At 56.4% G+C, this 19,435-nt stretch carries 32 protein-coding genes; 1 reads left to right on the top strand and 31 read right to left on the bottom strand.

Translation table 11 applies throughout. The annotated features are described in order from the left end of the window. Positions 1-16: 16 nt before the first annotated feature. A complete protein-coding gene (locus tag AACX99_RS15370; protein ID WP_339413113.1) occupies positions 17-1,405 on the bottom strand; it encodes an MFS transporter in 1,389 nt (462 codons plus the stop codon). A gap of 135 nt (positions 1,406-1,540) precedes the next feature. Between AACX99_RS15370 and uvrA the strand changes: the two genes are divergently transcribed. Next, on the top strand, positions 1,541-4,375 hold the full coding sequence (gene uvrA, locus AACX99_RS15365) for an excinuclease ABC subunit UvrA (RefSeq protein WP_339413111.1): 2,835 nt from the start codon (positions 1,541-1,543) through the stop codon (positions 4,373-4,375). A 56-nt stretch (positions 4,376-4,431) separates the two neighbouring features. Here the strand turns inward: uvrA and bfr are convergent, their stop codons facing one another. The 30 genes from bfr to AACX99_RS15215 form a co-directional block, all read right to left on the bottom strand. Then, entirely contained in the window at positions 4,432-4,896 is a 465-nt protein-coding gene (bfr, locus tag AACX99_RS15360) for a bacterioferritin (RefSeq protein ID WP_339413109.1), read from the bottom strand. 162 nt (positions 4,897-5,058) lie between these two features. Beyond that, a complete protein-coding gene (gene rplQ / locus AACX99_RS15355; RefSeq protein WP_069519894.1) occupies positions 5,059-5,445 on the bottom strand; it encodes a 50S ribosomal protein L17 in 387 nt (128 codons plus the stop codon). A gap of 42 nt (positions 5,446-5,487) precedes the next feature. Further along, the gene (locus AACX99_RS15350; protein WP_090255780.1) at positions 5,488-6,489 is read right to left on the bottom strand and encodes a DNA-directed RNA polymerase subunit alpha; all 1,002 of its coding nucleotides are present in this window, start codon (positions 6,487-6,489) and stop codon (positions 5,488-5,490) included. Between the two features lie 22 nt (positions 6,490-6,511). Next, the gene (gene rpsD, locus AACX99_RS15345; protein ID WP_166363229.1) at positions 6,512-7,132 is read right to left on the bottom strand and encodes a 30S ribosomal protein S4; all 621 of its coding nucleotides are present in this window, start codon (positions 7,130-7,132) and stop codon (positions 6,512-6,514) included. A 17-nt stretch (positions 7,133-7,149) separates the two neighbouring features. Beyond that, positions 7,150-7,539 carry a 30S ribosomal protein S11 gene (gene rpsK, locus AACX99_RS15340; RefSeq protein WP_013789773.1) on the bottom strand — a complete coding sequence of 130 codons (390 nt, stop codon included), beginning with the start codon at positions 7,537-7,539 and terminating at the stop codon, positions 7,150-7,152. 30 nt (positions 7,540-7,569) lie between these two features. Next, complete coding sequence (gene rpsM / locus AACX99_RS15335) at positions 7,570-7,926, bottom strand: 30S ribosomal protein S13 (protein WP_090255786.1); 357 nt, start codon at positions 7,924-7,926, stop codon at positions 7,570-7,572. Positions 7,927-8,057: 131 nt separating this feature from the next. After that, complete coding sequence (gene rpmJ, locus AACX99_RS15330) at positions 8,058-8,174, bottom strand: 50S ribosomal protein L36 (RefSeq protein WP_002555468.1); 117 nt, start codon at positions 8,172-8,174, stop codon at positions 8,058-8,060. A 26-nt stretch (positions 8,175-8,200) separates the two neighbouring features. Next, positions 8,201-9,529, bottom strand: coding sequence for a preprotein translocase subunit SecY (gene secY / locus AACX99_RS15325; protein ID WP_275962038.1), 1,329 nt, complete (start codon positions 9,527-9,529; stop codon positions 8,201-8,203). After that, the gene (gene rplO / locus AACX99_RS15320; RefSeq protein ID WP_339413104.1) at positions 9,530-9,964 is read right to left on the bottom strand and encodes a 50S ribosomal protein L15; all 435 of its coding nucleotides are present in this window, start codon (positions 9,962-9,964) and stop codon (positions 9,530-9,532) included. Positions 9,965-9,967: 3 nt separating this feature from the next. Then, positions 9,968-10,147, bottom strand: coding sequence for a 50S ribosomal protein L30 (gene rpmD / locus AACX99_RS15315; RefSeq protein WP_079204534.1), 180 nt, complete (start codon positions 10,145-10,147; stop codon positions 9,968-9,970). 2 nt (positions 10,148-10,149) lie between these two features. Beyond that, complete coding sequence (rpsE, locus tag AACX99_RS15310; RefSeq protein ID WP_090255789.1) at positions 10,150-10,650, bottom strand: 30S ribosomal protein S5; 501 nt, start codon at positions 10,648-10,650, stop codon at positions 10,150-10,152. Positions 10,651-10,653: 3 nt separating this feature from the next. Then, on the bottom strand, positions 10,654-11,004 hold the full coding sequence (gene rplR / locus AACX99_RS15305) for a 50S ribosomal protein L18 (RefSeq protein WP_003293038.1): 351 nt from the start codon (positions 11,002-11,004) through the stop codon (positions 10,654-10,656). 10 nt (positions 11,005-11,014) lie between these two features. Then, positions 11,015-11,548 (bottom strand): 50S ribosomal protein L6, encoded by a 534-nt coding sequence (gene rplF, locus AACX99_RS15300; protein WP_339413101.1) that lies wholly within the window; start codon positions 11,546-11,548, stop codon positions 11,015-11,017. Positions 11,549-11,560: 12 nt separating this feature from the next. Beyond that, on the bottom strand, positions 11,561-11,953 hold the full coding sequence (gene rpsH / locus AACX99_RS15295) for a 30S ribosomal protein S8 (protein WP_069519903.1): 393 nt from the start codon (positions 11,951-11,953) through the stop codon (positions 11,561-11,563). A gap of 182 nt (positions 11,954-12,135) precedes the next feature. Continuing rightward, complete coding sequence (gene rpsN, locus AACX99_RS15290) at positions 12,136-12,441, bottom strand: 30S ribosomal protein S14 (protein WP_090243102.1); 306 nt, start codon at positions 12,439-12,441, stop codon at positions 12,136-12,138. A gap of 13 nt (positions 12,442-12,454) precedes the next feature. After that, positions 12,455-12,994, bottom strand: coding sequence for a 50S ribosomal protein L5 (gene rplE / locus AACX99_RS15285; RefSeq protein ID WP_090255796.1), 540 nt, complete (start codon positions 12,992-12,994; stop codon positions 12,455-12,457). Positions 12,995-13,014: 20 nt separating this feature from the next. Continuing rightward, a complete protein-coding gene (gene rplX, locus AACX99_RS15280; RefSeq protein ID WP_009397501.1) occupies positions 13,015-13,329 on the bottom strand; it encodes a 50S ribosomal protein L24 in 315 nt (104 codons plus the stop codon). Positions 13,330-13,340: 11 nt separating this feature from the next. Continuing rightward, positions 13,341-13,709: a 50S ribosomal protein L14 gene (gene rplN / locus AACX99_RS15275; protein ID WP_003281831.1), complete on the bottom strand. Its 369-nt coding sequence runs from the start codon at positions 13,707-13,709 to the stop codon at positions 13,341-13,343. Positions 13,710-13,732: 23 nt separating this feature from the next. Next, positions 13,733-13,999, bottom strand: coding sequence for a 30S ribosomal protein S17 (gene rpsQ, locus AACX99_RS15270; protein WP_090243097.1), 267 nt, complete (start codon positions 13,997-13,999; stop codon positions 13,733-13,735). 2 nt (positions 14,000-14,001) lie between these two features. Then, entirely contained in the window at positions 14,002-14,193 is a 192-nt protein-coding gene (gene rpmC / locus AACX99_RS15265; RefSeq protein ID WP_002555481.1) for a 50S ribosomal protein L29, read from the bottom strand. Continuing rightward, positions 14,193-14,606: a 50S ribosomal protein L16 gene (gene rplP, locus AACX99_RS15260; RefSeq protein ID WP_090255798.1), complete on the bottom strand. Its 414-nt coding sequence runs from the start codon at positions 14,604-14,606 to the stop codon at positions 14,193-14,195. The genes rpmC and rplP overlap by 1 nt, the downstream gene beginning before the upstream one ends. Positions 14,607-14,618: 12 nt before the next feature. Beyond that, entirely contained in the window at positions 14,619-15,305 is a 687-nt protein-coding gene (gene rpsC / locus AACX99_RS15255) for a 30S ribosomal protein S3 (RefSeq protein WP_069519907.1), read from the bottom strand. Between the two features lie 13 nt (positions 15,306-15,318). Beyond that, positions 15,319-15,651 (bottom strand): 50S ribosomal protein L22, encoded by a 333-nt coding sequence (gene rplV, locus AACX99_RS15250; RefSeq protein ID WP_003210077.1) that lies wholly within the window; start codon positions 15,649-15,651, stop codon positions 15,319-15,321. Positions 15,652-15,662: 11 nt separating this feature from the next. Further along, entirely contained in the window at positions 15,663-15,938 is a 276-nt protein-coding gene (gene rpsS, locus AACX99_RS15245; protein WP_010486981.1) for a 30S ribosomal protein S19, read from the bottom strand. A 16-nt stretch (positions 15,939-15,954) separates the two neighbouring features. Continuing rightward, entirely contained in the window at positions 15,955-16,779 is an 825-nt protein-coding gene (rplB, locus tag AACX99_RS15240) for a 50S ribosomal protein L2 (RefSeq protein ID WP_339413094.1), read from the bottom strand. 14 nt (positions 16,780-16,793) lie between these two features. After that, complete coding sequence (gene rplW / locus AACX99_RS15235) at positions 16,794-17,093, bottom strand: 50S ribosomal protein L23 (RefSeq protein ID WP_160089364.1); 300 nt, start codon at positions 17,091-17,093, stop codon at positions 16,794-16,796. Next, on the bottom strand, positions 17,090-17,692 hold the full coding sequence (gene rplD, locus AACX99_RS15230) for a 50S ribosomal protein L4 (RefSeq protein ID WP_090255805.1): 603 nt from the start codon (positions 17,690-17,692) through the stop codon (positions 17,090-17,092). The genes rplW and rplD overlap by 4 nt, the downstream gene beginning before the upstream one ends. Before the next feature lie 12 nt (positions 17,693-17,704). Continuing rightward, positions 17,705-18,340 (bottom strand): 50S ribosomal protein L3, encoded by a 636-nt coding sequence (rplC, locus tag AACX99_RS15225; RefSeq protein ID WP_090255807.1) that lies wholly within the window; start codon positions 18,338-18,340, stop codon positions 17,705-17,707. Positions 18,341-18,424: 84 nt separating this feature from the next. Beyond that, entirely contained in the window at positions 18,425-18,736 is a 312-nt protein-coding gene (rpsJ, locus tag AACX99_RS15220) for a 30S ribosomal protein S10 (protein WP_010486970.1), read from the bottom strand. A 141-nt stretch (positions 18,737-18,877) separates the two neighbouring features. Beyond that, a partial coding sequence (locus tag AACX99_RS15215) for an EF-Tu C-terminal domain-related protein (protein ID WP_339413086.1) occupies positions 18,878-19,435 on the bottom strand: 558 nt, incomplete at its 5' end.

Genomic DNA, 19,435 nt, shown 5'->3' with positions numbered 1-19,435 from the left:
ACGTTCTCCTAGGCTTTCAGCACGCCACCGGCGCCGGCTCTATGAGGCGCTCAAGGGACGTGCGGTCCAATTGTTGGGTATCCACTTTGATATAGATGGCCGCTTCATCGCGCACCACTACGGCATCCGCCACTCCGGGCACAGCCTGTAAACGCTCGGCCAACCCAACCTCTTGCAAAGCCGCAGCTGATAGCGGCAGGCGCAGGCTGGTGACATACGGCGGTTCGCGCATAGTAACAGCAAAGGCCAGCCAAAAAAGAGCCAGCACTGCGCAGCCTGCAAACACGCCCGACAGGCTGTAGTGCTGATAAAGCCAGCCCCCCAGAATGCCGCCGATGGCCGCGCCGAGGAACTGGCTGGTGGAATACACCCCCATCGCAGTGCCTTTGCCGCCCGCCGGCGCAACCTTGCTGATCAGCGACGGCAAGGACGCTTCAAGCAGGTTGAACGCGGTAAAGAACACCACCGTACCGAGCACCAGCGCGCGCAGGCTAGTGCCAAACCACCAGAAGAACAGCTCACACAGTAGCAGCACCGTCACCGCGCCGAGCAGCACATGCTTCATCCGGCGTTTTTTCTCGCCGTAAATAATGAACGGCACCATGCCGAAGAAGCCCACCAGAAGCGCGGTGAGATAGACCCACCAGTGCTCTTCCTTGGCCAGGCCGCCCTGCTCCACCAGCGCCAGCGGCAAGGCGATAAAGCTGGCCATCAGAATCGCGTGCAGCACCAGAATGCCGAAATCCAAACGCAGCAGATCCGCGTGCTTGAGCGTCGGTAGCAACGCCTGCTTGCTTACCCCAGACTCGCGATGCTGCAACGGCCCAGCAGAACTGGGCACCAGACCAGCGACGATAACGATACCGAGCAGCGCCATGGCCGCGGTGGCGAGAAACAGACCGGATAGACCAAAGGCGCGGGTCAGCAGCGGGCCGACCACCATCGCCACGGCAAACGACAGGCCGATGCTCATGCCTACCATGGCCATGGCCTTGGTCCGATGCTGCTCACGAGTCAGATCAGACAGCAGCGCCATCACTGCCGCCGAGATCGCCCCGGCGCCTTGCAGAATACGCCCGGTAATCACCCCATAGATCGAGTCGGCATTGGCCGCCAGCAGGCTACCGGCGGCAAAAATCAACAGACCGACATAGATCACCGGCCGTCGGCCGATGCGATCACTGAGCATGCCAAATGGAATTTGCAGAAATGCCTGAGTCAAACCGTAAGCGCCTATCGCCAGACCGATCAGCGCCGGCGTGCTGCCCTGTAACTCCATGCCATAGGTCGCCAGCACCGGCAGCACCATAAACATGCCGAGCATACGGAACGCAAACACCAGCGCCAGACCACCGGCCGCGCGGGTTTCATTGCCGCTCATGCGCTCGTTGTGTGGATCGTGCATGGAAAACGCTCTGTGAAAATAGGCGGCGATTCTAGCAGCACTCAAACCATGCGGCACAGCAGTGACGCTTTGCCGCGCCGCTGTCCAAGGCCCTATACTCGGTGGTTTTCCGCCCGCCATGCGAGGCTGTTGTTTGTGGACAAGATTCTGATTCGGGGTGCGCGCACCCATAACCTGAAAAACATCGACCTGACCCTGCCACGCGACAAGTTGATCGTGATCACCGGCCTGTCCGGTTCCGGCAAGTCGTCACTGGCCTTCGATACCCTCTACGCCGAGGGCCAGCGCCGCTACGTCGAGTCGCTGTCGGCCTACGCCCGGCAGTTTCTGTCGATGATGGAAAAGCCCGATGTCGACACCATCGAAGGCTTGTCGCCAGCGATCTCCATCGAGCAGAAATCCACGTCGCACAACCCGCGCTCCACCGTCGGCACCATCACCGAGATCTATGACTACCTGCGCCTGCTCTACGCCCGCGCCGGTATTCCGCGCTGCCCGGACCACGATCTACCGCTGGAAGCGCAGACCGTCAGCCAGATGGTCGACCAGGTGCTGGCCTTGCCCGAAGGCAGCAAGCTGATGCTGCTGGCCCCGGTGATTCGCGAGCGTAAGGGCGAGCACCTGGCGATCTTCGACGAGCTGCGCGCCCAGGGCTTCGTCCGCGTGCGGGTCAACGGCAAGATTTACGAGCTGGACGAACTGCCGAAACTCGACAAACAGAAGAAGCACAGCATCGATGCCGTGGTGGATCGCTTCAAAGCCCGTGGCGATCTGCAGCAGCGCCTGGCCGAATCCTTCGAAACCGCGCTGAAACTGGCCGACGGCCTGGCCCTGATCGCACCAATGGAAGGTGAGGAAGGCGAAGAAATCATCTTCTCCGCCCGCTTTGCCTGCCCAGTGTGCGGCCACTCGATCAGCGAACTGGAACCCAAGCTGTTCTCCTTCAACAACCCAGCTGGCGCCTGCCCGACCTGTGACGGCCTGGGGGTCAAACAGTTCTTCGACACCAAGCGCCTGGTCAACGGCGAGCTGACCCTGGCCGAAGGCGCGATCCGTGGCTGGGACCGACGCAACGTCTATTACTTCCAGATGCTCGGCTCCCTCGCCGCGCATTACGGCTTCAGCCTGGAAGTGCCGTTCGACGAGCTCAGCGCCGAACACCAGAAATGCATCCTGTTCGGCAGCGGCACGCAGAACGTCGACTTCAAATACCTGAATGACCGCGGCGATATCGTCAAGCGCTCACACCCCTTCGAAGGCATCGTGCCCAACCTAGAACGGCGCTACCGCGAGACCGAATCCACCAGCGTGCGCGAAGAACTGGCCAAGTTTCTCAGCACCCAGGCCTGCCAGGATTGCCGCGGCACCCGCCTGCGCCGCGAAGCGCGCCACGTCTGGGTTGGCGAGAAAACTTTGCCAGCCGTCAGCGGTATGCCGATTGGCGATGCCACCGAGTATTTCGGCAGCCTGGCTTTGCCCGGGCGACGCGGCGAAATCGCCGAGAAGATCCTCAAAGAGATCCGCGAGCGCCTGCAGTTTCTGGTCAACGTCGGCCTCGACTACCTGACACTCGACCGCAGCGCCGACACCCTGTCCGGCGGTGAGGCGCAACGTATTCGTCTGGCCAGCCAGATCGGTGCCGGCCTGGTCGGGGTGATGTATATCCTCGATGAGCCAAGCATCGGCCTGCATCAACGCGACAACGAGCGCCTGCTCGGCACCCTGCGCCACCTGCGTGATATCGGCAACACGGTGATCGTGGTCGAGCACGACGAAGACGCCATCCGCATGGCCGACTACGTGGTCGATATCGGCCCGGGTGCAGGTGTGCACGGCGGGCAGATCGTCGCCCAGGGCACGGCAGCCGAAGTCATGGCCCACCCGGATTCGCTGACCGGCAAATACCTCTCGGGGCGCGTGAAGATCAAAGTACCGGCCAAGCGCACGCCACGGGACAAGAAACTCTCGCTGAAGATCAAGGGTGCGCGCGGCAACAACCTGCGCAATGTTGACCTGGAAATCCCGATCGGCCTGCTCACCTGCGTCACCGGAGTGTCCGGCTCGGGCAAATCGACGCTGATCAACAACACCCTGTTTCCGCTCAGCGCCACCGCACTGAACGGCGCCACCACCCTCGAAGCCGCCGCCCACGACAGCATCGACGGCCTGCAGCATCTGGACAAGGTGGTCGATATCGACCAGAGCCCGATTGGCCGCACACCGCGCTCCAACCCGGCAACCTACACCGGGCTGTTCACCCCGATCCGCGAACTGTTCGCCGGCGTGCCTGAATCACGCTCGCGCGGTTACGGCCCAGGGCGCTTCAGCTTCAACGTCAAGGGCGGTCGCTGCGAGGCCTGCCAGGGCGACGGTTTGATCAAGGTAGAAATGCACTTTTTGCCGGACATCTACGTGCCCTGCGACGTATGCAAGAGCAAGCGCTACAACCGTGAGACCTTGGAGATCAAATACAAGGGCAAGAGCATTACCGAAGTGCTCGACATGACCATCGAGGAGGCGCGGGTATTCTTCGATGCCGTGCCGGCGCTGGCGCGCAAGCTGCAGACGCTGATGGACGTTGGCCTGTCCTATATCAAACTGGGCCAGAGCGCGACCACCCTGTCCGGCGGCGAGGCTCAGCGAGTCAAACTGTCGCGCGAGCTGAGCAAACGCGACACAGGCAAAACCCTGTATATCCTTGATGAGCCGACCACCGGCCTGCACTTCGCCGATATCCAACAACTGCTTGATGTATTGCACCGCCTACGCGACCACGGCAACACTGTGGTGGTGATCGAGCACAACCTGGACGTGATTAAGACTGCCGACTGGCTGGTGGATCTCGGCCCGGAAGGCGGTTCCAAAGGCGGGCAGATCATCTCTGTCGGCACCCCGGAAGAAGTCGCCGAAATGCCGCAGTCGCACACCGGCTATTTCCTCAAGCCGCTGCTGGAGCGAGACCGGGATTAAGCCCAACCAAAGAAAAAGCCCCGCAGATGCGGGGCTTTTTTTGCACGATTGAACGTTTACATCTGCGCCTGCAGGTAGTTCTCCAAACCGAGTCGGTCGATCAGCCCTAACTGAACCTCAAGCCAATAAGCGTGATCCTCTTCGGTATCCTTTAGCTGCACCAGCAGGATGTCGCGGGTCTGGTAGTCCTGATGCTGCTCGCACAGGGCGATGCCCTTGCTCAACGCCGCGCGCACCTGATATTCCAGCGTCAGATCGAGCTTGAGCATCTCCGGCACGCTCTGGCCAAAACGGAAGCTGTCGGGAACCATATCCGGCGTGCCTTCCAAAAATAGAATGCGCTTGAGGATGGCATCAGCGTGCTGAGTCTCCTCTTCCATTTCATGGTTGATCCGCTCGTACAGCTTGCTGAAACCCCAATCCTCATACAGCCGCGAATGCACAAAGTACTGATCACGAGCCGCCAGCTCGCCCTTGAGCAGCACCTTCAGGTAATCGATGACTTCTATATGGCCTTTCATGGATATTTTCCTAGCACGCGGCAAATATGGGCTAATGCTGGCCGCCCACAGGCGGCGGGTCAAGCACACCGCATATAGCGGCGTATGACAAACGTCATTGCAGGGCTTATTCCAGCCATAAAAAAACCGGGCCAAGGCCCGGTTTCTTATACAACCTACGACTTACTCAGCGTCTACAGCTGCACCAGCGACCGGACGGTCAACCAGCTCAACATAAGCCATTGGAGCATTGTCGCCAGTGCGGAAGCCGCACTTGAGGATACGCAGGTAACCGCCCTGACGGGTGGCGTAGCGCTTGCCCAGGTCGTTGAACAGCTTGCCGACGATGGCTTTCGAACGAGTACGATCGAAGGCCAAACGACGGTTAGCAACGCTGTCTTCTTTTGCCAGAGTAATCAGCGGCTCGGCAACGCGACGCAGCTCTTTGGCTTTCGGCAGAGTAGTTTTGATCAGCTCATGCTCGAACAGCGATACCGCCATGTTCTGGAACATGGCCTTGCGGTGTGCGCTGGTGCGGCTGAGGTGACGGCCACTTTTACGATGACGCATGGTTCAATTCCTTACCAAACTCACGTTCGGTGATGATGACGATCAGGCAGTCGCCTTATCGTCTTTCTTCAGACTTGCCGGCGGCCAGTTGTCGAGGCGCATACCGAGGGACAGACCGCGAGAAGCCAGAACATCCTTGATTTCGGTCAGGGATTTCTTGCCCAGGTTCGGCGTTTTCAACAGTTCTACTTCGGTGCGCTGAATCAGATCGCCGATGTAGTAAATGTTCTCTGCCTTGAGGCAGTTAGCCGAACGTACAGTCAGTTCCAGGTCATCAACCGGACGGAGGAGGATCGGATCGATCTCATCTTCCTGCTCGATAACAACAGGCTCACTGTCACCTTTGAGGTCGACGAACGCAGCCAACTGCTGTTGCAGAATAGTTGCAGCGCGGCGGATAGCCTCTTCAGGGTCCAGAGTACCGTTGGTCTCCAGGTCGATAACCAGTTTGTCTAGGTTAGTACGCTGCTCAACACGAGCGTTTTCCACCACGTACGACACACGACGTACCGGGCTGAACGAAGCATCCAGCTGCAAGCGACCAATGCTGCGGCTTTCATCTTCATCGCTCTGACGCGCGTCAGCCGGCTCATAGCCGCGACCACGAGCTATGGTGAGCTTCATGTTCAGCGCGCCAGTGGAAGCCAGGTTGGCGATTACGTGGTCGCCATTGACGATTTCGACATCGTGATCCAGCTGAATATCGGCAGCGGTAACTACGCCCGAGCCCTTCTTCGCCAGAGTCAGTGTCACTTCGTCACGACCGTGCAGCTTGACAGCCAGACCTTTCAGGTTGAGCAGGATTTCAATGACGTCTTCCTGAACACCTTCGATGGCGCTGTACTCATGGAGCACACCGTCAATCTCGGCCTCGACTACTGCACAGCCAGGCATGGAGGACAACAGGATGCGGCGCAGCGCGTTGCCCAGGGTATGGCCAAAGCCACGCTCGAGAGGCTCGAGAGTGATCTTGGCGCGGGTCGAACTGACCACCTGCACATCAATGTGACGGGGGGTCAGGAACTCATTTACCGAAATCTGCATGGATGCACCTATTTTCTAGCCCTTACTTGGAGTAGAGCTCGACAATCAGGCTTTCGTTGATGTCAGCGGAGAGGTCACTGCGAGCCGGGACGCTTTTGAACACGCCAGACTTCTTCTCAGTGTCTACTTCTACCCATTCAACGCGGCCACGCTGGGCACACAGCTCGAGAGCTTGAACAATGCGCAGCTGATTCTTCGACTTCTCGCGGACTGCAACCACGTCACCAGCACGAACCTGGTAGGACGGTACGTTGACAGTTTTACCGTTTACGCTGATCGCCTTGTGCGATACCAGCTGACGGGATTCAGCGCGGGTAGCGCCGTAGCCCATGCGATAAACCACGTTATCCAGACGGCACTCGAGCAGTTGCAGCAGGTTCTCACCAGTAGCGCCTTTCTTGCCGGCTGCTTCTTTGTAATAACCGCTGAATTGACGCTCAAGTACGCCATAGATACGGCGAACTTTTTGCTTCTCACGCAGCTGGGTGCCGTAGTCGGACTGACGGCCACGGCGCTGACCGTGAATACCTGGGGCTGCTTCGATGTTGCACTTCGATTCCAGGGCGCGAACACCGCTTTTCAGGAAAAGATCTGTGCCTTCACGACGAGACAGTTTGCATTTGGGACCAATGTAACGAGCCATTTCTCACTGTCTCCTGATTACACGCGACGCTTCTTCGAAGGACGGCACCCGTTATGCGGGATTGGCGTCACATCGGTGATGCTGGCGATCTTATAGCCGCAACCGTTCAAAGCACGGACAGCGGACTCACGACCCGGACCGGGACCCTTGACGTTAACGTCGAGGTTCTTCAGGCCGTATTCCAGCGCAGCTTGACCAGCACGTTCTGCAGCCACCTGGGCGGCGAACGGGGTGCTTTTACGCGAGCCGCGGAAACCCGAACCACCAGAGGTAGCCCAAGACAGGGCGTTGCCCTGACGGTCAGTAATGGTCACGATTGTGTTGTTGAAAGAGGCGTGGATGTGGGCGATGCCATCAACCACCGTCTTTTTGACTTTCTTACGAGTACGAGCAGCAGGTTTTGCCATGACTAGATTCCTGTCGATGCGCGAATGCGATTACTTGCGGATCGGCTTACGCGGGCCCTTACGGGTACGCGCGTTGGTCTTGGTACGCTGACCGCGAGCCGGCAGACCACGACGATGACGCAGGCCGCGGTAGCAACCCAGGTCCATCAAGCGCTTGATTTTCATGTTCACTTCACGACGCAGGTCGCCTTCGGTATTCACCTTGGCTACTTCGCCACGCAGCTGCTCGATCTGCTCGTCAGAGAGATCTTTGATCTTTGCAGCCGGATTAACGCCGGCGGCAGCACAGACTTTCTGTGCAGTTGTGCGACCAACACCATAGATGTAGGTCAACGAGATAACAGTGTGCTTGTTATCCGGAATGTTAACGCCTGCAATACGGGCCATTCAGTGGAACTCCAATTGACAGCTACCTACGCCCCGGAAGCCAAGAAATAGGGCGCGAGATATTAACGCTGTAAAAACAAATAATCAACCCGGCAGCGCACTAGCTGCCGGGCTTGTCACTTCACTCACACTCAGCCTTGGCGCTGCTTGTGACGCGGCTCCGCACTGCAAATGACGCGAACAACACCTTCGCGACGGATAATTTTGCAGTTGCGGCACAGCTTTTTCACCGATGCACGAACTTTCATCACCAACTCCTCGAACCTTATGGACTTCAGCGCAGCATGCCGCTGCCGTAGCCCTTCAGGTTGGCTTTCTTCATCAGGGATTCGTACTGGTGCGAAACGAGGTGCGATTGTACTTGCGACATAAAGTCCATCACAACCACTACCACGATCAGCAACGAGGTCCCGCCAAGATAGAACGGTACGTTGGCAGCCACCACCAGGAACTGGGGCAACAAGCATACGGCCGTCATGTACAGAGCACCGAACATGGTCAAGCGAGTCAACACGCCATCGATATAGCGCGCCGATTGCTCACCGGGACGGATACCCGGAATAAAGGCACCGGACTTCTTCAGGTTCTCCGCTACGTCTTTCGGGTTGAACATCAGCGCTGTATAGAAGAAGCAGAAGAAAACGATCCCTGCACTAAACAGCAAAATATTCAACGGCTGACCAGGAGCGATAGCCTGTGAAATATCCTGCAGCCAGCCCATACCTTCAGACTGACCAAACCAGGCACCCAGCGAAGCCGGGAATAACAGAAGGCTGCTGGCGAAAATAGCCGGGATAACCCCCGCCATGTTCACCTTCAACGGCAAGTGGCTAGTCTGCGCAGCGAAGACCTTACGGCCCTGCTGACGCTTGGCGTAGTGCACCGCTATGCGACGCTGACCACGCTCAATGAACACCACGAAACCGATAATCGCTACTGCCAGCAAACCGATGGCGATCAGGGCAAAGATATTGATATCACCCTGGCGAGCAGACTCGAAAGACTGCCCAATCGCCGACGGCAGACCGGCTACGATGCCTGCAAAGATCAGCATCGAAATACCGTTGCCAACACCACGCTCAGTGATCTGCTCGCCCAGCCACATCATGAACATTGCACCCGCCACAAACGTGGTGACTGCAACGAAGTGGAAGCCGAAATCAACTGTAAACGCTACGCCCTGACTGGCCAGACCAACGGACATACCGATGGCTTGGACAAATGCCAGGACGAGGGTGCCGTAGCGGGTGTACTGGCTAATCTTACGACGGCCAGCTTCACCTTCCTTCTTCAACTGCTCCAGCTGCGGGCTAACAGCGGTCATGAGCTGCATGATGATCGACGCCGAAATGTACGGCATGATCCCCAGTGCAAAAATGCTCATACGCTCCAGCGCGCCGCCGGAAAACATGTTGAACAAGCTAAGAATGGTCCCCTCATTCTGTCGAAACAGGTCCGCCAGCCGATCAGGGTTGATACCAGGAACCGGGATGTGTGCACCTATCCGATAGACGATGATCGCCATGAACAGAAAGCGCAGACGAGCCCAGAGCTCGGATAACCCGCCATTGCTGAGCGCTGAGAGAGCACCTTGCTTAGCCATTTATTCCTCGAACTTACCGCCAGCTGCTTCGATAGCCGCGCGCGCACCTTTGGTGGCGGCGATACCTTTAAGGGTGACTGCCTGAGTAACCTCACCGGACAGCATGACTTTCACACGCTGTACGCTTTGGTTAATCAGATTGGCATCCTTCAGCGACTGCAGAGTAACAATGCCGCCTTCGATTTTATTCAGCTCGGAAGTACGCACTTCTGCGCGATCCATAGCCTTCAAAGAAACGAAACCGAACTTAGGCAGACGGCGGTGCAGAGGCTGCTGGCCGCCTTCGAAACCCGGAGCAATGGTGCCACCGGAGCGGGAGGTCTGACCTTTGTGGCCGCGGCCACCAGTCTTACCCAAACCGCTACCGATACCACGGCCCGGACGGTGCTTCTCGCGACGGGAACCCGGCGCAGGACTCAAATCGTTCAGGTACATGAATTAACCCTCGACTCGCAGCATGTAGTAAGCCTTGTTGATCATCCCGCGATTCTCGGGAGTATCCAGCACTTCTACGGTGTGACCGATGCGACGCAGACCCAGACCCTTAACGCAGAGCTTATGGTTGGGGATACGGCCGGTCATGCTTTTGATCAGCGTGACTTTTACGGTATTAGCCATGATTAGAGAATCTCCTCGACGCTCTTGCCACGCTTAGCCGCAACAGAACCTGGCGACTGCATAGCTTTCAAACCTTTGAAAGTGGCGTACACCACGTTCACAGGGTTAGTCGAGCCGTAGCACTTAGCCAGAACGTTCTGTACGCCAGCCACTTCCAGAACGGCACGCATAGCGCCGCCGGCGATGATGCCGGTACCTTCAGAAGCAGGCTGCATGTACACCTTGGAGGCGCCATGGGCAGACTTCATTGCGTACTGCAGAGTGGTGCCATTCAGATCAACTTGGATCATGTTGCGACGAGCAGCTTCCATCGCTTTTTGGATGGCAGCAGGCACTTCACGGGACTTGCCACGGCCGAAACCGACGCGACCCTTACCATCACCAACCACGGTCAACGCGGTGAAAGTGAAGATACGGCCACCCTTAACGGTCTTGGCAACGCGGTTAACCTGTACCAGCTTCTCGATATAGCCTTCGTCGCGCTTTTGGTCGTTATTTGCCATAACTTAAAACTCCAGCCCGCCTTCACGAGCAGCATCAGCCAGCGCCTTGACGCGGCCGTGGTACTTGAAGCCAGAACGGTCGAATGCAACCTGAGTTACACCAGCGGCTTTCGCACGCTCGGCAACCAGCTCACCAACTTTCTTGGCCGCGTCGACGTTGCCAGTGGCGCCGTCACGCAGTGCTTTGTCCAAGGTAGAGGCGCTGGCCAGAACCTTGCTGCCGTCGGCCGAAATGACCTGGGCATAGATGTGCTGCGAAGAGCGATACACGCAGAGACGCACGGCTTCGAGCTCGTGCATTTTCAGGCGTGCTTTGCGAGCGCGACGCAGTCGAGTAACTTTTTTGTCGGTCATTTGCTATGCCCTACTTCTTCTTGGCTTCTTTACGGCGGACGACTTCGTCAGCGTAACGAACACCTTTGCCCTTGTAAGGTTCAGGACGACGGAAGTCACGAATCTCCGCAGCGACCTGACCAACCAGTTGTTTGTCGACACCCTTGATCAGGATCTCGGTCTGGTTCGGGGTTTCAGCAACTACACCGTCCGGCAACTCATAGTCGATCGGATGGGAGAAGCCGAGAGCGAGGTTCAGCACCTGACCTTTGGCTTGCGCTTTGTAACCAACACCAACCAGCTGCAGCTTACGCTCGAAGCCAGCGCTAACACCGATCACCATATTGTTGACCAGGGCGCGAGTGGTACCGGCCATTGCACGAGTCTGCTGATCGCCATTGCGAGCAGCGAAACGCAGCTCACCAGCTTCTTGCAGAACTTCAACGGACGAGTGAACGTTCAGTTCTAGAGTACCCTTGGCACCCTTTACCGAGAGTTGCTGACCGGCGAGTTTGACCTCAACACCAGCTGGCAACACAACGGGGTTCTTAGCAACGCGAGACATGCTTATCCCCCCTTAGAACACTGTGCAAAGCACTTCGCCGCCGACACCGGCAGCGCGCGCAGCGCGGTCCGTCATCACACCCTTGTTGGTGGAGACGATGGAAACACCGAGACCGCCACGAACTTTCGGCAGGTCATCGACGGATTTGTATTGGCGAAGGCCTGGACGGCTCACGCGCTTAACTTCTTCGATAACCGGACGGCCTTCGAAGTATTTCAGCTCGATGGACAGCTGCGGCTTAACTTCACCGCTGATCTGATAACCCGCAATATAACCTTCGTCTTTCAAAACTTTGGCTACAGCCACCTTCAACGTGGAAGACGGCATGCTTACGACGGACTTTTCAGCCATCTGGGCATTACGGATACGAGTTAGCATGTCCGCTAACGGGTCCTGCATACTCATGGGCTAGACGCTCCTGATACAAAAAGAATTAGCCTTGCGGCTACAGTCGCTGAGAATTCTGAGAAAAATTAAACCCAGGCTCAGGCGAGCCGAGCATTCTAGAGACTGATCAAAAATGAATCAAGCCCCAAAGGGGCCTGATTCACAGATAAGACAAAGCCGGCGCTAGGCCGGCTTTGTTTTTACCAGCTGGCTTTAACCAGACCTGGTACATCACCACGCATTGCAGCTTCACGCAGCTTGATACGCGACAGACCGAACTTGCGATAAACGCCGTGCGGACGACCGGTAATGCGGCAGCGATTACGCAGGCGCGAGGCGCTGGCGTCACGCGGCTGCTTCTGCAGCGCTACTTGTGCTTCCCAACGCGCTTCCGGACTGGCGTTCAGATCGGCGATGGTAGCTTTCAGCTCGGCACGCTTTTTAGCGTACTTGGCTACCGTTTGCTGACGCTTCAGCTCGCGGTTTTTCATGCTGGTTTTGGCCATGATCCAACTCCAATCAGTTGCGGAACGGGAATTTGAAAGCACGCAGCAAGGCGCGACCTTCATCATCCGTACGGGCAGTGGTGGTCAGGGTAATGTCCAGACCACGCAGGGCATCGATCTTGTCGTAGTCGATTTCCGGGAAGATGATCTGCTCTTTCACGCCCATGCTGTAGTTGCCACGACCATCGAAGGACTTGGCATTCAGGCCGCGGAAGTCACGCACGCGCGGCAGGGAGATGGACAGCAGACGATCCAGGAACTCGTACATACGCTCGCGGCGCAGAGTTACTTTGACGCCAATCGGCCAGCCCTCACGAACCTTGAAGCCTGCAATCGACTTACGGGCATGAGTCACAACGACTTTCTGACCGGTAATCTTTTCCAGGTCGGCAACAGCGTGCTCGATGATTTTCTTATCACCGATTGCTTCGCCCAGGCCCATGTTAAGGGTGATCTTGGTGATGCGCGGAACTTCCATCACGTTCGCCAGCTTAAGTTCTTCCTTAAGCTTGGGAGCGATTTCTTTCCGGTAAATCTCTTTTAGTCGTGCCATGGTCTTCTACCTAGCAGTGTTCAAGCATCAACCGCTTTTTGGGTCGACTTGAAGACACGAATTTTTTTACCGTCTTCTACTTTGAAACCAACGCGATCAGCCTTGTTGGTTTCGCCATTGAAGATGGCCACGTTAGAAGCGTGCAATGGCGCTTCTTTCTCGACGATACCGCCCTGAACGCCCGACATCGGGTTCGGCTTGGTATGGCGCTTAACCAAGTTGATCCCACCAACGACCAAACGGTCGTCAGCGAGAACCTTGAGCACCTTGCCACGCTTACCTTTGTCTTTGCCGGCGATCACGATGATCTCGTCGTCACGACGAATCTTTTGCATGTCGGATCTCCTTAGAGCACTTCAGGGGCGAGCGAGACGATCTTCATGAACTTCTCAGTACGAAGTTCACGAGTCACTGGCCCAAAAATACGAGTGCCGATTGGCTCTTGCTTGTTGTTCAGCAGAACAGCAGCGTTGCCATCAAAGCGAATGATCGAGCCGTCAGGGCGACGAACGCCGTGACGAGTGCGGACTACCACAGCAGTCATCACTTGGCCCTTCTTCACTTTACCGCGTGGAATTGCTTCCTTAACGGTAACTTTGATGATGTCGCCGATGCCAGCATAACGGCGGTGCGAACCGCCCAGCACCTTGATACACATAACGCGACGAGCACCGCTGTTGTCAGCGACGTCGAGCATGGATTGAGTCTGAATCATATAATTTCTCCGACCCTTAGCCCTTAGACTTCCACTGCGCGTTCGAGGATCTCAACCAGCGCCCAAGACTTGGTCTTGGCAACGGGACGAGTTTCGCGAATGGAAACTTTGTCACCGATCTTGCTCTGGTTGGTTTCGTCGTGAGCGTGCAGCTTGGTCGAACGCTTGACATATTTGCCGTAGATCGGGTGCTTAACGCGACGCTCGATCAATACGGTGATGGTCTTGTCCATCTTGTCGCTGACGACACGGCCGGTCAGCGTACGGACTGTTTTTTCGGCTTCAGCCATGATCACTTACCTGCCTGCTGGTTGAGCACAGTTTTCACACGAGCGATGTCGCGCTTAACTTGCGAGAGCAGGTGAGACTGCCCCAACTGGCCAGTTGCTTTCTGCATACGCAGATTGAACTGGTCGCGCAGCAGGCCGAGCAGTTGCTCGTTCAGCTGCTGTGCTGATTTTTCACGAAGTTCATTCGCCTTCATCACATCACCGTCCGCTTAACAAAAGTGGTGGCGAGCGGCAGCTTTGCAGCAGCCAGGGCAAAAGCCTCACGCGCCAACTCTTCGGAAACGCCTTCGATCTCATACAGGACTTTGCCTGGCTGGATCTGGGCTACCCAATATTCAACGCTACCCTTCCCTTTACCCATCCGCACTTCAAGAGGCTTCTTGGAGATCGGCTTGTCCGGGAAAACGCGAATCCAGATTTTCCCGCCACGCTTAACGTGACGAGTCAGAGCACGACGAGCGGACTCAATCTGACGGGCGGTGAGACGACCGCGAGCAACAGACTTCAGCGCAAATTCGCCGAAGCTAACTTTGCTGCCGCGCTGAGCCAGACCACGGTTGTGGCCGGTCATCTGCTTACGGAACTTCGTACGCTTTGGTTGCAACATTTTGCGTACTCCTTACTTAGCAGCTTTTTTACGAGGCGCAGGCGCTTGGGGTTTTAGCTCTTCTTTAAGGCCACCAATTACTTCGCCTTTGAAGATCCAAACCTTGACACCGATCACACCATAAGTGGTGTGCGCTTCGTACGTGGCATAGTCGATATCGGCACGCAGGGTGTGCAACGGCACACGACCTTCGCGATACCATTCGGTACGTGCGATTTCAGCACCGCCGAGACGACCGCTCACTTGGATTTTGATGCCCTTGGCACCAATACGCATGGCGTTCTGTACAGCGCGCTTCATAGCGCGACGGAACATCACACGACGCTCCAGCTGCTGAGCTACGCTCTGCGCAACCAGCATACCGTCGAGTTCCGGCTTGCGGATCTCTTCGATATTGATGTGCACAGGCACACCCATTTGCTTGGTCAGGTCCTGACGCAGTTTCTCAACATCTTCACCTTTCTTACCGATAACGATACCGGGACGAGCAGTGTGGATGGTGATACGTGCAGTTTGAGCCGGACGAGCAATGTCGATACGGCTTACGGACGCGCTTTTTAGTTTGTCTTGGAGATACTCGCGCACCTTCAGATCAGCGAACAAATAGTCCGCATAAGTCCGACCGCTGGCGTACCAGACGGAGGTGTGCTCCTTGACGATTCCCAGGCGAATGCCAATGGGATGTACTTTCTGACCCATCTGATCGACTCCGTTACTTGTCCGCAACCTTGACAGTGATATGGCAAGACCGCTTGACGATGCGATCAGCGCGGCCTTTGGCACGCGGCATGATGCGCTTCAGCGAACGCCCTTCGTTGACGAAAACGGTGCTGACCTTCAAGTCATCAACGTCTGCGCCTTCGTTGTGCTCGGCGTTGGCTACAGCCGACTCCAGCACTTTCTTAATGATCTCGGCGGCTTTCTTACTGCTGAAAGCCAGGAGGTTGAGCGCTTCGCCCACCTTCTTCCCGCGGATCTGGTCGGCGACCAAGCGGGCTTTCTGGGCGGAGATGCGAGCGCCCGACAACTTAGCGGCTACTTCCATTTCCTAACCCCTTAACGCTTGGCTTTCTTGTCAGCCACGTGCCCACGATAGGTACGAGTGCCGGCAAATTCGCCCAGTTTGTGACCGACCATGTCTTCGTTCACGAGAACTGGGACATGTTGACGACCGTTGTGTACAGCGATGGTCAGACCGACCATTTGTGGCAGGATCATCGAACGACGCGACCAGGTTTTCACCGGCTTGCGATCATTCTTTTCCACCGCCACTTCGATCTTCTTCAGTAGGTGAAGATCAATAAAAGGACCTTTTTTCAGAGAACGTGGCACTGTCGTATCCCTCTATTTACTTGCGACGACGGACGATCATGTTGTCGGTGCGTTTGTTACCACGAGTCTTCGCGCCCTTCGTCGGGAAGCCCCATGGAGACACCGGATGACGACCACCAGAGGTACGACCTTCACCACCACCGTGTGGGTGGTCAACCGGGTTCATGGCAACACCACGAACGGTTGGGCGAACGCCACGCCAGCGTTTGGCACCAGCTTTACCCAGCGAACGCAGGCTGTGCTCGGAGTTCGAGACTTCACCCAGGGTCGCACGGCATTCAGCCAGAACTTTACGCATTTCACCGGAACGCAGACGCAGGGTCACGTAGACGCCTTCACGCGCAATCAGCTGAGCCGAAGCACCAGCGGAACGAGCGATCTGAGCACCTTTACCCGGCTTCATTTCGATACCGTGAACAGTGCTACCAACTGGAATGTTGCGCAGTTGCAGACTGTTGCCCGGCTTGATCGGAGCCATGATGCCAGCTACCAGCTGATCGCCAGCACTCACGCCTTTAGGGGCGATGATGTAGCGACGCTCGCCGTCTGCATACATCAGCAGAGCGATGTGTGCGGTACGGTTCGGATCGTATTCAATACGCTCAACAGTGGCTGGAATGCCATCTTTGTCGTTGCGACGAAAATCAACCAGACGGTAATGCTGTTTGTGGCCACCACCGATATGACGGGTGGTGATACGACCATTGTTGTTACGACCGCCAGTCTTCGACTTCTTCTCAAGCAGCGGAGCGTAAGGAGCGCCTTTATGCAGCTCCTGATTGACCACCTTGACCACAAAACGGCGGCCAGGGGAAGTCGGTTTGCATTTAACGATTGCCATGATGCACCCCTTCCTTACTCAGCACTGCTGGCGAAATCGAGATCTTGGCCTGGCTGAAGCGAGATGATCGCTTTCTTCCAGTCGTTACGCTTGCCCAGGCCGCGAGCATTGCGCTTGGTCTTACCGAGAACATTCACGGTATTAACAGCAGCAACATTCACGCTGAACAGGCTTTCGACGGCCTTCTTGATTTCCAGCTTGGTTGCATCGGTTGCAACCTTGAAAACGAACTGACTTTTCTTGTCAGCGAGAACCGTGGCCTTCTCGGAGATGTGCGGGCCAAGCAGCACTTTAAATACGCGTTCCTGGTTCATCCCAGCAGCTCCTCGAATTTCTTCACGGCAGAAACGGTGACCAGCACCTTTTCATACGCGATCAGACTAACTGGATCGGAACCCTGCACGTCACGAACATCAACGTGTGGCAGGTTGCGAGCAGCCAGGTACAGATTCTCATCAATAGCATCGGACACGATCAGCACATCGGTCAGACCCATGCCATTCAACTTGCCCAACAGTTCTTTGGTCTTCGGAGCTTCAACGCTGAAGTCTTCGACGACGATCAAACGATCAGTACGAACCAGCTCGGCAAGAATCGAACGCAATGCAGCGCGATACATCTTCTTGTTCAGCTTTTGATCGTGATTCTGCGGACGAGCCGCGAAGGTCACACCACCGCCACGCCAGATCGGACCACGAGTGGTACCTGCACGAGCACGACCGGTACCCTTCTGACGCCAAGGGCGCTTACCGCCACCGGATACGTCGGAACGGGTCTTCTGCTGCTTGCTGCCCTGACGGCCGCCGGCCATGTAGGCCACAACTGCTTGGTGAACCAGGGTCTCGTTGTATGCGCCGCCAAAAGTGGCTTCGGATACTTCGATTGCTTGAGCGCCATTTACATTTAATTGCATGTCAGCTTCCCCTTAACCGCGAGCCTTGGCCGCTGGACGTACAACCAGGTTGCCGCCAGTAGCGCCAGGAACAGCACCCTTGACCAGCAACAGATTGCGTTCAGCGTCAACCCGCACTACTTCCAGGGACTGCACGGTCACGCGCTCAGCGCCCATATGACCGGACATTTTTTTGCCCTTGAATACGCGACCCGGAGTCTGGCACTGGCCGATAGAACCCGGAACACGGTGGGACACGGAGTTACCGTGAGTGTTGTCTTGGCCGCGGAAGTTCCAACGCTTGATGGTACCGGCAAAGCCTTTACCTTTGGACTGACCGGTGACATCCACCAGTTGACCAGCTTGGAATATTTCAGCGTTGATCAGATCACCTGCCTGGTACTCGCCTTCTTCAAGACGGAATTCCATAACAGTGCGACCTGCCGCGACGTTCGCCTTAGCGAAATGACCGGCTTGCGCCTTGCTGACACGTGAAGCACGACGCTCGCCGACAGTGACTTGCACTGCACGATAGCCATCGGACTCTTCAGTTTTGAACTGAGTGACGCGATTCGGCTCGATCTCAATGACCGTAACCGGAATGGAGACACCTTCTTCGGTGAAAATACGGGTCATACCCGCCTTTCGACCGACTACACCAATAGTCATGTTGTAACCTCATGAGTGTACGGGGCTTTCACCCGCTATGGCCGCCCATTTCAGAGCGTTACACGACTAAAACCTAAAGCGGTCTTAGCCGAGGCTGATCTGCACTTCCACACCAGCCGCAAGATCAAGCTTCATCAGCGCGTCAACGGTTTTATCCGTTGGCTGGACGATGTCCAGAACACGCTTATGAGTACGGATCTCGAACTGATCACGCGCGTCTTTGTTGACGTGTGGCGAGGTCAGTACGGTGAACCGCTCTTTGCGGGTAGGCAGAGGAATAGGACCACGCACCTGAGCACCAGTACGTTTCGCGGTTTCCACGATTTCCTGGGTTGATTGATCGATCAGGCGATGGTCAAAAGCCTTCAACCGAATACGGATTTGTTGATTTTGCATTTTGACCTCAGATTCCAAGCTGCTATTCCCAACGGACGCAATACGCCCGTTAAAAGGAGGCGTGATTCTATAGACGCCCCTAGCAGGTGTCAACCCAATAAAAAAGCCCCCGCAAGCGGGGGCCTTTTCTTAAACCATCACTTACGCAATGATTTTGGCTACGACGCCGGCGCCGACGGTACGACCGCCTTCACGAATGGCGAAACGCAGACCTTCTTCCATTGCGATGGTCTTGATCAGAGTGACAGTCATCTGAATGTTGTCACCTGGCATTACCATCTCAACGCCTTCCGGCAGTTCGCAGTTACCAGTTACGTCAGTAGTACGGAAGTAGAACTGAGGACGGTAGCCTTTGAAGAACGGAGTGTGACGACCGCCTTCTTCTTTGCTCAACACATACACTTCTGCGGTAAAGGTGGTGTGCGGCTTAACCGAACCTGGCTTGACCAGAACCTGGCCACGCTCAACGTCGTCACGCTTGGTGCCGCGCAGCAGAACGCCGCAGTTCTCGCCAGCACGACCTTCATCGAGCAGCTTGCGGAACATTTCAACACCGGTACAGGTGGTCTTGGTGGTATCACGCAGACCAACGATTTCGATTTCTTCCTGAATCTTGACGATACCGCGCTCGATACGGCCAGTTACCACGGTGCCACGACCGGAGATCGAGAATACGTCTTCGATTGGCATCAGGAACGG

This window comes from Pseudomonas sp. EA_35y_Pfl2_R5 (genome assembly GCF_963970805.1).
In the GTDB taxonomy this organism is placed as follows: domain Bacteria; phylum Pseudomonadota; class Gammaproteobacteria; order Pseudomonadales; family Pseudomonadaceae; genus Aquipseudomonas.
Note: the sequence above shows the minus strand (reverse complement) of the source record. Positions and strands in the feature narration are given on the sequence as shown.

What these genes read in the sequence shown, in the direction of transcription:
- rpmJ (WP_002555468.1), bottom strand. Translation starts at nt 8,174, where the DNA reads ATGAAAGTTCGTGCATCGGTGAAAAAGCTGTGCCGCAACTGCAAAATT.
- rplR (WP_003293038.1), bottom strand. Translation starts at nt 11,004, where the DNA reads ATGACCGACAAAAAAGTTACTCGACTGCGTCGCGCTCGCAAAGCACGC.
- rplW (WP_160089364.1), bottom strand. Translation starts at nt 17,093, where the DNA reads ATGAACCAGGAACGCGTATTTAAAGTGCTGCTTGGCCCGCACATCTCC.
- rplE (WP_090255796.1), bottom strand. Translation starts at nt 12,994, where the DNA reads ATGGCACGACTAAAAGAGATTTACCGGAAAGAAATCGCTCCCAAGCTT.
- rpsN (WP_090243102.1), bottom strand. Translation starts at nt 12,441, where the DNA reads ATGGCCAAAACCAGCATGAAAAACCGCGAGCTGAAGCGTCAGCAAACG.
- rpmD (WP_079204534.1), bottom strand. Translation starts at nt 10,147, where the DNA reads ATGGCTAATACCGTAAAAGTCACGCTGATCAAAAGCATGACCGGCCGT.
- rplV (WP_003210077.1), bottom strand. Translation starts at nt 15,651, where the DNA reads ATGGAAGTAGCCGCTAAGTTGTCGGGCGCTCGCATCTCCGCCCAGAAA.
- rpsQ (WP_090243097.1), bottom strand. Translation starts at nt 13,999, where the DNA reads ATGGCTGAAGCCGAAAAAACAGTCCGTACGCTGACCGGCCGTGTCGTC.
- rplB (WP_339413094.1), bottom strand. Translation starts at nt 16,779, where the DNA reads ATGGCAATCGTTAAATGCAAACCGACTTCCCCTGGCCGCCGTTTTGTG.
- rpsK (WP_013789773.1), bottom strand. Translation starts at nt 7,539, where the DNA reads ATGGCAAAACCTGCTGCTCGTACTCGTAAGAAAGTCAAAAAGACGGTG.
- rplO (WP_339413104.1), bottom strand. Translation starts at nt 9,964, where the DNA reads ATGTACCTGAACGATTTGAGTCCTGCGCCGGGTTCCCGTCGCGAGAAG.
- rplD (WP_090255805.1), bottom strand. Translation starts at nt 17,692, where the DNA reads ATGCAATTAAATGTAAATGGCGCTCAAGCAATCGAAGTATCCGAAGCC.
- rplQ (WP_069519894.1), bottom strand. Translation starts at nt 5,445, where the DNA reads ATGCGTCATCGTAAAAGTGGCCGTCACCTCAGCCGCACCAGCGCACAC.
- rplN (WP_003281831.1), bottom strand. Translation starts at nt 13,709, where the DNA reads ATGATTCAGACTCAATCCATGCTCGACGTCGCTGACAACAGCGGTGCT.
- rpsJ (WP_010486970.1), bottom strand. Translation starts at nt 18,736, where the DNA reads ATGCAAAATCAACAAATCCGTATTCGGTTGAAGGCTTTTGACCATCGC.
- rpsD (WP_166363229.1), bottom strand. Translation starts at nt 7,132, where the DNA reads ATGGCTCGTTACATTGGTCCCAAATGCAAACTGTCTCGTCGTGAAGGC.
- rpsE (WP_090255789.1), bottom strand. Translation starts at nt 10,650, where the DNA reads ATGGCAAATAACGACCAAAAGCGCGACGAAGGCTATATCGAGAAGCTG.
- bfr (WP_339413109.1), bottom strand. Translation starts at nt 4,896, where the DNA reads ATGAAAGGCCATATAGAAGTCATCGATTACCTGAAGGTGCTGCTCAAG.
- rpsC (WP_069519907.1), bottom strand. Translation starts at nt 15,305, where the DNA reads ATGGGTCAGAAAGTACATCCCATTGGCATTCGCCTGGGAATCGTCAAG.
- AACX99_RS15370 (WP_339413113.1), bottom strand. Translation starts at nt 1,405, where the DNA reads ATGCACGATCCACACAACGAGCGCATGAGCGGCAATGAAACCCGCGCG.
- rplC (WP_090255807.1), bottom strand. Translation starts at nt 18,340, where the DNA reads ATGACTATTGGTGTAGTCGGTCGAAAGGCGGGTATGACCCGTATTTTC.
- rplX (WP_009397501.1), bottom strand. Translation starts at nt 13,329, where the DNA reads ATGCAAAAGATTCGTCGTGACGACGAGATCATCGTGATCGCCGGCAAA.
- rpsH (WP_069519903.1), bottom strand. Translation starts at nt 11,953, where the DNA reads ATGAGTATGCAGGACCCGTTAGCGGACATGCTAACTCGTATCCGTAAT.
- AACX99_RS15350 (WP_090255780.1), bottom strand. Translation starts at nt 6,489, where the DNA reads ATGCAGATTTCGGTAAATGAGTTCCTGACCCCCCGTCACATTGATGTG.
- rpsM (WP_090255786.1), bottom strand. Translation starts at nt 7,926, where the DNA reads ATGGCCCGTATTGCAGGCGTTAACATTCCGGATAACAAGCACACTGTT.
- rplP (WP_090255798.1), bottom strand. Translation starts at nt 14,606, where the DNA reads ATGTTGCAACCAAAGCGTACGAAGTTCCGTAAGCAGATGACCGGCCAC.
- rplF (WP_339413101.1), bottom strand. Translation starts at nt 11,548, where the DNA reads ATGTCTCGCGTTGCTAAGAACCCCGTTGTGTTGCCAGCTGGTGTTGAG.
- rpmC (WP_002555481.1), bottom strand. Translation starts at nt 14,193, where the DNA reads ATGAAGGCGAATGAACTTCGTGAAAAATCAGCACAGCAGCTGAACGAG.
- secY (WP_275962038.1), bottom strand. Translation starts at nt 9,529, where the DNA reads ATGGCTAAGCAAGGTGCTCTCTCAGCGCTCAGCAATGGCGGGTTATCC.